Origin of the sequence: Clostridium sp. 10cd* (genome assembly GCF_044336395.1) — a bacterium.
GTDB lineage: Bacteria > Bacillota_I > Bacilli_A > Erysipelotrichales > Erysipelotrichaceae > Clostridium_AQ > Clostridium_AQ innocuum.
Map to the genome: position 1 here is coordinate 2863756 of NZ_CP172347.1, position 13624 is coordinate 2877379.

Annotated in this window: 11 protein-coding genes; all 11 read left to right on the forward strand. The window is 39.5% G+C overall.

Annotation, left to right across the window (positions count from 1 at the left end; all coding sequences use genetic code 11):
* The first annotated feature begins 9 nt into the window (after window positions 1–9).
* Window positions 10–1395: an FtsK/SpoIIIE domain-containing protein gene (locus tag ACG3M1_RS14195; protein WP_000813488.1), complete on the forward strand. Its 1386-nt coding sequence runs from the start codon at window positions 10–12 to the stop codon at window positions 1393–1395.
* A 2-nt stretch (window positions 1396–1397) separates the two neighbouring features.
* Window positions 1398–1550, forward strand: a complete 153-nt coding sequence (locus ACG3M1_RS14200; RefSeq protein WP_000879507.1) for a hypothetical protein — start codon at window positions 1398–1400, stop codon at window positions 1548–1550.
* A 22-nt stretch (window positions 1551–1572) separates the two neighbouring features.
* Complete coding sequence (gene mobT / locus ACG3M1_RS14205; protein ID WP_000398284.1) at window positions 1573–2778, forward strand: MobT family relaxase; 1206 nt, start codon at window positions 1573–1575, stop codon at window positions 2776–2778.
* Between the two features lie 783 nt (window positions 2779–3561).
* Window positions 3562–5472 carry a group II intron reverse transcriptase/maturase gene (gene ltrA / locus ACG3M1_RS14210; protein ID WP_003436850.1) on the forward strand — a complete coding sequence of 637 codons (1911 nt, stop codon included), beginning with the start codon at window positions 3562–3564 and terminating at the stop codon, window positions 5470–5472.
* A 103-nt stretch (window positions 5473–5575) separates the two neighbouring features.
* On the forward strand, window positions 5576–5800 hold the full coding sequence (locus tag ACG3M1_RS14215; RefSeq protein ID WP_032509114.1) for a hypothetical protein: 225 nt from the start codon (window positions 5576–5578) through the stop codon (window positions 5798–5800).
* A gap of 116 nt (window positions 5801–5916) precedes the next feature.
* A complete protein-coding gene (locus ACG3M1_RS14220) occupies window positions 5917–6414 on the forward strand; it encodes an antirestriction protein ArdA (RefSeq protein ID WP_000342539.1) in 498 nt (165 codons plus the stop codon).
* Between the two features lie 88 nt (window positions 6415–6502).
* Window positions 6503–6895 carry a conjugal transfer protein gene (locus tag ACG3M1_RS14225; RefSeq protein WP_000723888.1) on the forward strand — a complete coding sequence of 131 codons (393 nt, stop codon included), beginning with the start codon at window positions 6503–6505 and terminating at the stop codon, window positions 6893–6895.
* Window positions 6879–9326, forward strand: a complete 2448-nt coding sequence (locus ACG3M1_RS14230; protein WP_000331160.1) for an ATP-binding protein — start codon at window positions 6879–6881, stop codon at window positions 9324–9326. The genes ACG3M1_RS14225 and ACG3M1_RS14230 overlap by 17 nt, the downstream gene beginning before the upstream one ends.
* Before the next feature lie 2 nt (window positions 9327–9328).
* Window positions 9329–11506: a CD3337/EF1877 family mobilome membrane protein gene (locus ACG3M1_RS14235; RefSeq protein ID WP_000804748.1), complete on the forward strand. Its 2178-nt coding sequence runs from the start codon at window positions 9329–9331 to the stop codon at window positions 11504–11506.
* Complete coding sequence (locus ACG3M1_RS14240; RefSeq protein ID WP_000769868.1) at window positions 11503–12504, forward strand: lysozyme family protein; 1002 nt, start codon at window positions 11503–11505, stop codon at window positions 12502–12504. The genes ACG3M1_RS14235 and ACG3M1_RS14240 overlap by 4 nt, the downstream gene beginning before the upstream one ends.
* Window positions 12501–13433: a conjugal transfer protein gene (locus ACG3M1_RS14245; RefSeq protein ID WP_001224318.1), complete on the forward strand. Its 933-nt coding sequence runs from the start codon at window positions 12501–12503 to the stop codon at window positions 13431–13433. The genes ACG3M1_RS14240 and ACG3M1_RS14245 overlap by 4 nt, the downstream gene beginning before the upstream one ends.
* Window positions 13434–13624: the final 191 nt, after the last annotated feature.

The following is a 13624-nucleotide window of genomic DNA, read 5'->3' on the forward strand; positions in this document are numbered from 1 at the left end:
CTTTTTCGCATGAAACAGCGTGGTAAAAGGATTCGCCCATCTGGTAAAGATTTAGTCTTTCATTTTACGATAGCGTCACTCCTGCCTGTTTTCCTGCTGGTTGTCGGACTGTTTCATGTGAAGACAATCCAGCAGATCAACTGGCAGGATTTTAACCTATCACAAGCAGATAAGATTGACATTCCCTATTTAATTATCAGTTTCAGTGTCGCAATTCTTATCTGCTTGCTGGTAGCGTTTGTATTCAAACGGGTTCGCTATGATACGGTTAAACAACTTTACCACCGTCAAAAACTGGCAAAGATGATACTTGAAAACAAGTGGTATGAATCTGAACAGGTCAAAACAGAGGGTTTCTTTAAAGATAGTGCTGGTCGTACAAAGGAAAAGATAACCTACTTCCCTAAAATGTATTATCGACTTAAAAATGGCTTGATACAGATACGGGTGGAAATCACGCTGGGAAAATATCAAGACCAACTCTTACACTTGGAAAAGAAATTAGAGAGTGGCTTGTACTGTGAGCTGACGGATAAAGAGTTAAAGGATTCCTATGTGGAATATACTTTGCTCTATGACACCATAGCCAGTCGTATTTCTATTGATGAAGTAGAAGCTAAAGATGGTAAACTTCGCTTAATGAAAAACGTATGGTGGGAATATGATAAGCTCCCTCATATGTTGATTGCTGGTGGTACAGGTGGCGGTAAAACTTACTTTATACTGACACTGATTGAAGCCTTGCTTCATACAGATTCAAAACTGTATATTCTTGACCCGAAAAATGCTGATCTTGCGGACTTAGGTTCTGTGATGGCAAATGTCTACTATAGAAAAGAAGACTTGCTTTCTTGCATTGAAACATTCTATGAAGAAATGATGAAACGTAGTGAGGAAATGAAGCAGATGAAGAACTATAAGACTGGCAAAAATTATGCTTACTTAGGTCTCCCGGCACACTTCTTAATCTTTGATGAATACGTCGCTTTCATGGAAATGCTGGGAACAAAAGAAAACACCGCAGTTATGAATAAGCTGAAACAGATTGTCATGTTAGGTCGTCAAGCTGGCTTCTTTCTAATACTGGCTTGTCAACGTCCAGACGCAAAATATTTAGGCGACGGAATCCGTGATCAGTTTAATTTCAGAGTGGCTTTAGGTCGTATGTCTGAAATGGGCTATGGCATGATGTTTGGCAGTGACGTACAAAAGGATTTCTTCTTAAAGCGAATCAAAGGTCGTGGCTATGTTGATGTAGGAACAAGTGTCATATCAGAGTTTTATACTCCCCTTGTACCAAAAGGATATGATTTCTTGGAGGAAATTAAAAAGTTATCCAACAGCAGACAGTCCACGCAGGCGACGTGCGAAGCGGAAGTCGCAGGTGTGGACTGATCTTGCTGGCTGGTGTGGCAATAGCCACGCCAGCACTTAACCCCCCGTATCTAACAGGGGGGTACAAATCGACAGGAAACAGTCAAAAAAACATTAGAAAATCCTTTGGTTACAAGGGATTTACAAAATTTCAGCGTATGTCAAATGGGCTTTAAAAGTTGACATACGCCTTTTTGATTGGAGGGATTTTTACTGAATGAACAAACTTGGTTACAGCATTTAAAAGAAAAACGCTTGGCTTATGGACTATCTCAAAACCGTTTAGCTGTTGCGACTGGTATTACAAGGCAGTATCTAAGCGATATTGAAACAGGAAAAGTCAAGCCATCAGAGGATTTACAGCAGTCCCTTTGGGAAGCTCTGGAACGCTTCAATCCCGACGCTCCCCTTGAAATGCTGTTTGATTATGTAAGAATTCGCTTTCCGACAACAGACGTACAGCAGGTGGTCGAAAACATCTTACAACTGAAACTGTCCTATTTTCTTCATGAGGACTATGGTTTCTATTCTTATTCAGAGCATTATGCTTTAGGCGACATATTCGTCCTTTGCTCCCATGAACTGGACAAAGGAGTTCTGGTGGAATTGAAAGGTCGTGGGTGCAGACAATTTGAAAGCTATCTTCTGGCACAACAAAGAAGCTGGTATGAGTTCTTTATGGACGTTTTGGTGGCTGGCGGTGTGATGAAACGCCTTGACCTTGCCATTAACGATAAGACAGGGATTTTAAATATCCCTGTACTCACTGAAAAGTGCCAACAGGAAGAATGTATCTCCGTCTTCCGCAGTTTTAAAAGCTATCGCAGTGGCGAACTGGTACGCAAAGAGGAAAAGGAATGTATGGGAAACACCCTCTATATCGGTTCATTACAAAGTGAAGTTTATTTCTGTATCTATGAAAAGGACTACGAGCAGTACAAGAAAAATGATATTCCCATTGAAGACGCAGAAGTAAAAAACCGTTTTGAGATTCGATTGAAAAATGAGCGTGCCTATTATGCAGTCCGTGATTTACTCGTCTATGACAATCCAGAGCATACCGCCTTTAAAATTATCAATCGGTATATCCGTTTTGTAGATAAAGACGATTCCAAACCTCGTTCTGATTGGAAACTGAATGAAGAATGGGCTTGGTTTATTGGGAACAATCGTGAACGATTAAAACTAACCACAAAACCAGAGCCTTACTCCTTCCAAAGGACGCTGAACTGGCTATCTCATCAAGTTGCCCCGACCTTAAAGGTTGCGATTAAACTTGATGAAATCAACCAGACGCAGGTTGTAAAAGACATTCTCGACCATGCGAAACTGACAGACCGACACAAGCAGATTTTGAAGCAACAGTCAGTAAAAGAACAGGACGTGATAACAACAAAAAAATAACTCAAATACAAATTCATTGAATATAGAGAGGAGAACATTTTTATGAATTTTGGACAAAACCTTTGTGCGACTCGTTCCTTAGTGAAAAGCTAAGGCACTAATAAAAGAACGAAAAAGTTTGATTATTAGGAGAACTGATAATCTGACAGGTGGAATGATGAAGTAACGCTCTGAAACGCCTGCCCTGAGCCTCCGACAAGCATTGAATGAGGAAACTCAGAATGTTTGAAGCTCGGTAAAGACGGCTGAAAGATACCGTAATAGTTGATGAACATATATCTTCTATCGAAAACTATCCAGAGGTGGGTAGCGTATCCAACAGGTCGGGGGTCTATAAAATATCTATGGTTAGAATGTTCCACAAGGGACTGACGAAACAGCGAATGTACGGGTCTAAATTTGTACTTTGTAGAAATGCAAAGGTACGAGAAATCGTAGCTGGTGTGGCAAAGTAAGAATATAGGTTATGAAATGCCATATACCGTTACAGGCGGTATCAAGCCAGCAGGCTTATAGCTAGTGACCTAAGGATATATATGTATAGATAAGATTATCGGAACGAGGAAAGGTATTGGGTTCTCATCAAGAGAATAAGCTGACGAAGAACAATAAGCAGTTGAACCAATGCTGAAAAGCAGAGGGCGAACCTAAGAAATTCTTGTAATGGGAATGGAGGAATACCCTCAAGTCGTGTATATATTAGAAAAGTATTATGTTGCTTTAATAAGGATTACGAGTAAGATAAAAAAGCTCACTCAATTTCAAGCAAAGGAGTGAAGCCTTATGCCTAAAAATAAAAATGAAACATTGTGTGTAGAAGATTTAAGACACGCTGAATATTACGAAATGCAAAACACCTTTGATGATTTATATGCCAAAAGTAAGAATGGAGATATTTTCACTCATCTTATGGATATTATCCTATCGAGAGAAAATATATTACTGGCATATCGAAATATCAAAGCAAATGCAGGCAGTAAGACAGCAGGAACAGACGGTACAATAATTAAAGATATTGGCAAATTGCCAGCAGAAACAGTTGTCAAAAAGGTAAGATATATTGTCGCAGGCACTCCGCACGGGTATCGACCTAAGCCAGTAAGGCGAAAAGAAATACCAAAACCAAATGGGAAAACCAGACCTCTAGGCATTCCTTGTATGTGGGACAGGCTTATACAACAATGTATCAAACAAGTATTAGAACCAATCTGCGAAGCTAAATTTAGTGAAAACAGCTACGGTTTCAGACCTAATAGGTCGGTTGAAAATGCAATAAAAGCAACCTATAACCGCCTACAAATCAGCCAGCTACATTATGTGATTGAATTTGATATTAAGGGTTTCTTTGACAACGTGAACCATTCCAAACTGATAAAACAGATATGGGCTATGGGAATACGGGACAAGCACTTGATATTCATTTTAAAAAGGATATTAAAAGCTCCAATTAAAATGCCTGACGGCACAATAACATATCCAGAGAAAGGAACTCCACAGGGGGGAATTATATCCCCACTACTAGCCAACATTGTTCTTAATGAGTTAGACCATTGGGTAGAAAGTCAATGGCATGAAAATCCTGTTACAAAAAACTATGTGGTTCATATCAATAAAAGCGGTAGCCCATGTAAAAGCAACGCTTACAAAGAAATGAAGAAAACAAAGTTAAAGGAAATGTATATGGTTCGTTATGCAGATGATTTTAGAGTTTTCTGTCGCTACAAAGAAAGTGCTGAAAAAACCAAAATAGCAATTACTCAATGGATCGAGCAACGACTAAAATTGGAAGTATCACAAGAAAAAACAAGAATTGTAAATGTTAGAAAAAGATACTCCGACTTTCTTGGTTTCAAGATTAAAATGATACCGAGAAGAAAGAAGTTAGTTGTTAAATCACATATAAGTGATAAACAATTCAAGACCCAAAAAGACAAGCTGGTATCACAGGCAAAGAAAATTGCTTCTCCCTCAAAGGGAAAAACAGAATTAGAGGAAATAAGACTTTATAATTCAATGGTATTAGGTATGCAAAATTATTATCAGATTGCAACAAATGTAAATCTGGATTGTATGAAACTTAATAGAGCTGTAATGGCTATCTTCACTAACAGATTAGGTGCAAGCAAAAAGGGCAGATTGAGAAAAACAGGCAGACAACTTACAACAAAAGAAGCAACAAGATATGGTAAATCTAAAATGCTTCGATATGTTGCTGGCGAGGGCGAACCTATATTCCCTGTTGGATATATCCAACACAGAAAACCAATGGCAAAAGTGTATTCAGCAAACTGCTATACTCCAGAGGGAAGAAAATTTATCCATACCAATCTAAGTGTTGATAAATTACTGATGTATCAGTTGATGAAATTATCTTTGGAAAATCGCACAATAGAATACGCAGACAATCGAATTTCGCTATTTTCTGCCCAACATGGAAAATGTGCTATAACTCTGGAAGAATTTCAACAAGCTAATGAAATACACTGTCATCATATTGTACCAACTAGGGCTGGTGGTAATGACGATTATAAAAATCTTATTTTGGTAAAAGAGGCGGTACATCGTCTAATACACGCAAAAACAGAAGAAACAATACAAAAATATATAGCTCTATTGAAACTAAATAAAGTCCAGCTCATAAGACTAAATAAATATAGAGTATTAGCTGGCAATCAAGAATTAAACTTGATATAGGTCTACTACATAAATACTTTTCAATATAAACACGATGGAACGCGGAGTGCGGTGAAAGTCGCACGCTCCGTGTGAATGGGGGGAAAAGTTTGAGATATTTATAATATCAGGAACTTACCTATCCATATATAACTGGTTTCTATCAAACGCTCAATCACTGGTGCTTTTAGCAATCGTTGTGATTGGCTTGTATCTTGGCTTCAAGCGTGAGTTTAGCAAACTGATTGGCTTTTTAATTATTGCGATTATTGCGGTTGGCTTAGTCTTCAACGCTGCTGGAGTAAAAGACATTTTACTAGAGCTATTCAATCGCATTATTGGTGCTTAAATAAAACCGTTCTTTTGTGGAATATAAGTGGTTTTCTTATGTTCCGCAAAGGAATGGTACACCAAACGAAGTGCGGTAGGGATTTTTGAATCTCTACAAAGAAAGGACGTGAATATATGGACGATATGCAAGTCTATATTGCGAATTTAGGCAAATACAATGAGGGCGAATTGGTCGGTGCGTGGTTTACCTTTCCCATTGACTTTGAGGAAGTCAAAGAGAAAATCGGCTTGAATGATGAATATGAGGAATACGCCATTCATGACTACGAGTTACCCTTTACGGTTGACGAATACACTTCCATTGGCGAACTCAATCGACTATGGGAAATGGTATCGGAATTACCCGAAGAATTACAATCGGAGCTATCTGCTCTGCTCACTCATTTTTCAAGCATTGAAGAACTAAGCGAACATCAAGAGGATATTATCATTCATTCCGATTGTGATGATATGTATGACGTGGCACGCTACTACATTGAAGAAACGGGTGCTTTAGGCGAAGTACCAGCTAGTCTTCAAAACTATATTGATTATCAAGCCTATGGTCGGGATTTAGACCTTTCAGGAACGTTTATCTCAACCAATCATGGGATTTTTGAAATCGTCTATTAAATCTGTCGGTACATTACTACTGGCAGATTTTCTATTTTACGGGGTGGCTCAATCAGCTACCCCTATTTTTTATGAAAGGATTGATTACATGAAGAAAATACGAAGCTATACCAGTATCTGGTCTGTGGAAAAGGTACTGTATTCTATCAATGATTTTAGACTTCCGTTTCCCATAACCTTTACGCAAATGACATGGTTTGTCGTGTCACTCTTTGCAGTGATGATACTTGGCAACTTGCCCCCTCTTTCCATGATAGAGGGAGCATTTCTCAAATACTTTGGGATTCCTGTGGCTTTCACATGGTTTATGTCTACAAAAACTTTTGATGGTAAAAAGCCTTATGGATTTTTGAAGTCTGTCATTGCTTATGCACTGCGACCAAAGCTGACCTATGCAGGAAAAAAAGTAACGCTTGGCAGAAACCAGCCACAAGAAGCCATTACAGCAGTTAGGAGTGAATTTTATGGCATATCCAATTAAATACATTGAAAACAATCTCGTCTGGAATAAAGACGGGGAATGTTATGCTTACTATGAGCTTGTTCCTTACAATTACTCATTTCTAAGTCCAGAACAGAAAATACAAGTGCATGATTCTTTCAGACAGCTTATCGCACAAAATCGTGATGGCAAAATTCATGCTTTACAAATCAGTACAGAATCCAGCATACGTTCTGCACAAGAGCGTTCCAAAAATGAAGTCACTGGCAAGCTCAAAGCGGTTGCCTATGACAAAATCGACCAACAGACAGACGCTTTAATATCCATGATTGGCGAAAATCAAGTGAACTACCGTTTCTTTATCGGCTTTAAGTTGCTTCTCAACGATCAGGAGTTTTCTATGAAAAGTCTTACCGTTGAAGCAAAAAATGCTTTGTCTGATTTTGTCTATGATGTGAACCATAAGCTGATGGGCGATTTTGTTAGTATGAGTAATGATGAAATCCTGCGTTTTCAGAAGATGGAAAAGCTCTTAGAAAATAAAATCTCTCGTCGTTTCAAAATCCGCAGGTTAGATAAGGACGACTTCGGCTATCTGATTGAACACCTTTACGGACAGACAGGCACTGCCTATGAAGAGTATGAGTACCATCTATCAAAGAAAAAGCTGGATAATGAAACGCTGATTAAATACTATGACTTGATTAAGCCTACTCGCTGTTTGGTGGAAGAAAAACAGCGATATTTGAAAATCCAGCAGGAAGATGAAACCGTCTATGTAGCTTACTTTACCATTAACAGCATTGTCGGAGAACTGGACTTCCCGTCCTCTGAAATCTTCTACTACCAGCAACAGCAATTTACATTCCCGATTGATACGTCAATGAATGTGGAAATTGTAGCGAATCGTAAAGCCCTATCTACTGTCCGCAATAAAAAGAAAGAACTGAAAGACTTGGATAACCACGCTTGGCAAAGTGATAATGAAACCAGCTCCAATGTGGCGGAAGCTCTGGAAAGTGTGAATGAGCTGGAAACCAATTTAGACCAAAGCAAGGAATCTATGTACAAGCTGTCTTATGTGGTAAGGGTATCAGCAAATGATCTTGACGAACTCAAACGTCGTTGTAATGAAGTGAAAGATTTTTATGACGATTTAAGCGTAAAACTGGTACGACCATTTGGGGATATGCTCGGCTTACATGAAGAATTTTTACCTGCCAGCAAGCGTTATATGAATGATTATATTCAATACGTGACCTCTGATTTCCTCGCTGGTTTAGGTTTTGGTGCTACTCAAATGCTGGGGGAAAATGAGGGGATTTATGTTGGCTACAGCTTAGATACTGGACGCAATGTCTATCTGAAACCTGCTCTTGCCAGTCAAGGGGTTAAGGGTTCAGTAACCAATGCGTTAGCGTCGGCTTTTGTTGGTTCGCTGGGTGGTGGTAAATCCTTTGCGAATAACCTTATCGTCTATTATGCGGTGCTTTATGGGGCACAAGCAGTGATTGTAGACCCAAAAGCAGAACGTGGCAGATGGAAAGAAACCTTGCCAGAGATTTCCCATGAAATCAATATCGTCACTCTGACTTCTGATGAGAAAAACAAAGGCTTACTTGACCCTTATGTGATTATGAAAAATCCCAAAGATTCTGAATCACTGGCTATTGATATTCTGACATTTCTTACGGGGATTTCCTCTCGTGATGGGGAACGCTTCCCAATCCTTAGAAAAGCCATTCGTGCAGTAACCAATAGTGAAGTACGAGGGTTGATGAAAGTGATTGAGGAATTACGGGTTGAGAATACGCCACTAAGTACCAGTATAGCCGACCATATCGAAAGTTTTACAGACTATGACTTTGCACATTTATTATTCAGTAATGGTTATGTGGAGCAGTCTATCAGCTTAGAAAAACAACTGAACATTATACAGGTTGCGGACTTGGTACTTCCCGACAAGGAAACTTCCTTTGAGGAATATACCACTATGGAGCTTTTATCCGTTGCTATGCTGATTGTCATTAGTACCTTTGCTTTAGACTTTATCCATACAGACCGAAGCATTTTCAAGATTGTAGATTTAGACGAAGCATGGAGCTTTTTACAGGTAGCACAAGGAAAAACACTATCTATGAAGCTGGTTCGGGCTGGTCGTGCTATGAACGCTGGGGTATATTTCGTGACCCAAAATACAGACGACCTCTTAGATGAAAAACTGAAAAATAACCTCGGCTTAAAATTTGCATTTCGTTCCACTGACCTTAACGAGATTAAAAAGACCTTAGCCTTTTTTGGTGTAGACCCAGAGGACGAAAACAATCAGAAGCGATTGCGTGATTTGGAAAACGGGCAATGCCTTATCAGTGATTTATATGGTCGTGTCGGTGTGATACAGTTCCACCCTGTATTTGAAGAACTGCTCCATGCCTTTGATACCAGACCACCTGTGCGAAAAGAGGTGTAAATGTGAAACCATCAATAGTAAACAGAATAAAATCAAACTGGACGCTGAAACGTCTAGGTAAAGTGGCAATGACAGTGGCTTTCACACTTGTGATTGCCATTTTTCTTTTAGCCATGCTGGGAACGGTGGTTCAAGCTGCGGGCTTGGTAGATGATACGGTCAATGTGGCAAATGAATACAGCCGATACCCACTTGAAAACTATCAACTGGATTTTTATGTGGATAATAGCTGGGGCTGGCTTCCGTGGAACTGGTCGGACGGGATTGGAAAACAGGTCATGTATGGACTATATGCCATTACCAATTTTATTTGGACAATCAGTTTGTATGTTTCCAATGCGACAGGTTACTTAGTACAGGAAGCCTATTCCTTAGACTTCATTTCCGCTACAGCAGATTCCATTGGTAAGAATATGCAGACCTTAGCTGGTGTGAGTGCAAACGGATTTTCAACAGAGGGTTTCTATGTTGGATTCCTCTTACTCTTGATTTTGGTTCTTGGGGTTTATGTTGCCTATACGGGACTGATAAAGAGAGAAACCACAAAGGCAATTCATGCCATTATGAATTTTGTGCTGGTGTTTATCCTATCGGCTTCCTTTATTGCCTACGCTCCCGACTACATTAAAAAAATCAATGACTTTTCATCAGACATCAGTAATGCCAGTTTATCACTTGGCACGAAGATTGTCATGCCCCATTCCGATAGTCAAGGCAAGGACAGCGTGGACTTAATCAGAGATAGCCTGTTTTCCATACAGGTTCAGCAACCGTGGCTACTGCTTCAATACAACAGTTCAGACATTGAAAGTATCGGTATTGACCGTGTGGAAAGCCTGCTCTCCACCAGCCCAGATTCCAACAATGGCGAAGACAGAGAAAAAATTGTTGCGGAAGAAATTGAAGACAGAAGCAATACCAATCTAACCATTACAAAGACCATTAACCGTTTAGGTACAGTCTTCTTCCTATTTGTCTTCAATATTGGGATTTCCATATTTGTATTCCTATTAACAGGAATCATGATTTTCTCGCAGGTACTTTTTATCATCTATGCTATGTTTCTGCCTGTGAGCTTTATTTTAAGCATGATTCCATCATTTGATGGTATGTCAAAACGAGCCATAACAAAGCTCTTTAATACCATTTTGACACGAGCTGGAATCACATTGATTATTACGACAGCATTTAGTATTTCAACCATGCTCTATACCTTATCGGCTGGTTATCCGTTCTTTTTGATTGCTTTTCTACAGATTGTGACCTTTGCAGGAATCTACTTCAAGCTGGGCGATTTAATGAGTATGTTTTCTCTACAGAGTAACGATTCTCAAAGTGTGGGAAGTCGTGTGATGAGAAAACCTCGTATGCTTATGCACGCTCACATGCACCGTCTACAGCGGAAACTTGGACGTTCCATGACTACTCTAGGGGCTGGGTCTGCCATTGTTACAGGTAAAAAAGGACAGTCGGGTTCGGGGAGTTCTGCAAGGACACAAGCAGATCACTCCCGACCAGACGGAAAGGAAAAATCAACACTTGGAAAACGTATCGGTCAAACCATCGGTACAGTAGCTGATACCAAAGACAGAATGGTAGACACTGCTAGTGGTTTGAAAGAACAGGTTAAAGATTTGCCGACCAATGCAAGATATGCAGTATATCAAGGAAAATCCAAAGTAAAAGAGAATGTCCGTGATTTAACCAGTAGTATTTCTCAAACCAAAGCGGACAGAGCCAGTGGACGCAAGGAACAGCAGGAACAAAGGCGAAAAACCATTGCGAAGCGTCGCTCTGAAATGGAACAGGTCAAACAGAAAAAACAGCCTGCTTCTTCTGTTCATGAAAGACCGACTACAAGACAAGAACAATATCATGATGAACAGACCTCAAAACAGTCTAATATTCAGACTTCATATAAGGAATCTCAACAAGCCAAACAAGAGCGTCCAGCAGTTAAGTCCGATTTTTCAAGTCCAAAAGTGGAACGCCAAGGCAATACCGTTCAAGAAAAAACCGTTCAAAAGCCAGCAACTTCAACCACTACAGCAGATAGAACTTCACAACGTCCAATCACAAAAGAACGTCCGTCTACTGTTCAAAGAGTACCACTACAAAATACAAGAAGTAGACCACCAATCAAAACCGCCACCATTAAGAAAGTCGGTAAGAAACCATGAAGTTGAAAACTTTAGTGATTGGTGGTTCTGGATTATTCTTGATGGTCTTCTCACTGCTTCTGTTTGTTGCCATTTTATTTTCAGATGAACAGGACAGCGGAATTTCCAATATTCATTATGGAGGTGTGAATGTTTCCGCAGAAGTGCTGGCTCATAAGCCTATGGTAGAAAAATATGCCAAAGAATATGGCGTTGAAGAATATGTCAACATACTTCTTGCGATTATACAGGTGGAATCGGGCGGTACTGCGGAAGATGTTATGCAGTCCTCGGAATCCCTCGGTCTTCCACCTAATTCATTGAGTACAGAAGAATCCATTAAGCAAGGTGTGAAGTATTTCAGTGAATTATTAGCCAGTAGCGAAAGGCTCAGTGTAGATTTAGAATCGGTTATCCAGTCCTACAATTATGGTGGTGGTTTCTTAGGGTATGTGGCTAATCGTGGAAATAAATATACCTTTGAACTGGCTCAAAGTTTCTCAAAAGAGTATTCAGGTGGCGAAAAAGTGTCTTACCCCAATCCCATAGCCATACCTATCAATGGGGGCTGGCGATACAACTATGGCAATATGTTTTATGTGCAACTGGTAACGCAGTATCTTGTCACAACAGAGTTTGATGATGATACGGTACAAGCCATCATGGACGAAGCACTGAAATATGAGGGCTGGCGATACGTTTACGGTGGAGCTTCCCCGACTACTTCTTTTGATTGTAGCGGACTGACACAATGGACGTATGGAAAAGCTGGAATTAACTTACCACGAACCGCACAACAGCAATATGATGTGACCCAGCATATCCCACTATCGGAAGCACAAGCTGGCGATTTGGTTTTCTTTCATTCTACCTATAACGCTGGCTCTTATATTACTCATGTTGGGATATACCTTGGCAATAACCGTATGTTTCATGCAGGCGACCCAATCGGTTATGCCGACTTAACAAGCCCCTACTGGCAACAGCATTTAGTGGGAGCAGGACGAATCAAACAATGAGAAAGGAAGATTTAATGATGAAATTTAGAAAAAATCAGAATAAAGAAAAACAGATACCAAAGGAAAAGAAACCTCGTGTCTATAAGGTCAATCCTCATAAAAAGGTTGTGATTGCCTTGTGGGTACTTTTAGGGCTTAGTTTCAGCTTTGCGATATTCAAGCACTTTACAGCTATAGATACTCATACTATTCACGAAACAACTATCATAGAAAAGGAATACGTTGATACTCATCATGTAGAAAATTTTGTAGAGAACTTTGCGAAAGTCTACTATTCATGGGAGCAATCCGATAAGTCCATTGATAATCGAATGGAAAGTCTAAAAGGCTATCTGACAGATGAACTTCAAGCTCTCAATGTTGATACAGTACGCAAAGATATTCCTGTATCGTCTTCTGTAAGAGGATTTCAGATATGGACGGTAGAGCCAACTGGCGACAATGAGTTTAATGTAACCTACAGTGTAGACCAGCTCATTACAGAGGGAGAAAATACAAAGACCGTCCACTCTGCTTATATAGTGAGTGTCTATGTAGATGGTTCTGGAAATATGGTACTGGTTAAGAATCCGACCATTACCAACATACCTAAGAAATCAAGTTATAAACCAAAAGCCATTGAAAGTGAGGGGACGGTTGATTCCATTACAACCAATGAAATCAATGAGTTTTTAACGACGTTCTTCAAGCTCTATCCTACAGCGACAGCCAGTGAACTTTCCTACTATGTGAATGACGGGATATTAAAACCAATCGGAAAAGAGTACATCTTTCAAGAACTGGTAAATCCTATTCACAATCGTAAGGATAATCAAGTCACGGTATCGCTGACAGTGGAGTATATCGACCAGCAGACCAAAGCAACGCAGGTATCTCAATTTGATTTGGTACTTGAAAAGAACGGGAGTAATTGGAAGATTATAGAATAACAAATATTGGTACATTATTACAGCTATTTTGTAATCACGTACTCTCTTTGATAAAAAATTGGAGATTCCTTTACAAATATGCTCTTACGTGCTATTATTTAAGTATCTATTTAAAAGGAGTTAATAAATATGCGGCAAGGTATTATTAAATAAACTGTCAATTTGATAGTGGGAACAAATAATTGGATGTC

Excerpts from the sequence above, each read along its gene's own strand:
- ltrA (WP_003436850.1), top strand. The coding sequence starts at position 3,562 with ATGCCTAAAAATAAAAATGAAACATTGTGTGTAGAAGATTTAAGACAC.
- ACG3M1_RS14230 (WP_000331160.1), top strand. The coding sequence starts at position 6,879 with ATGGCATATCCAATTAAATACATTGAAAACAATCTCGTCTGGAATAAA.
- ACG3M1_RS14240 (WP_000769868.1), top strand. The coding sequence starts at position 11,503 with ATGAAGTTGAAAACTTTAGTGATTGGTGGTTCTGGATTATTCTTGATG.
- ACG3M1_RS14225 (WP_000723888.1), top strand. The coding sequence starts at position 6,503 with ATGAAGAAAATACGAAGCTATACCAGTATCTGGTCTGTGGAAAAGGTA.
- ACG3M1_RS14220 (WP_000342539.1), top strand. The coding sequence starts at position 5,917 with ATGGACGATATGCAAGTCTATATTGCGAATTTAGGCAAATACAATGAG.
- ACG3M1_RS14195 (WP_000813488.1), top strand. The coding sequence starts at position 10 with ATGAAACAGCGTGGTAAAAGGATTCGCCCATCTGGTAAAGATTTAGTC.
- ACG3M1_RS14245 (WP_001224318.1), top strand. The coding sequence starts at position 12,501 with ATGAGAAAGGAAGATTTAATGATGAAATTTAGAAAAAATCAGAATAAA.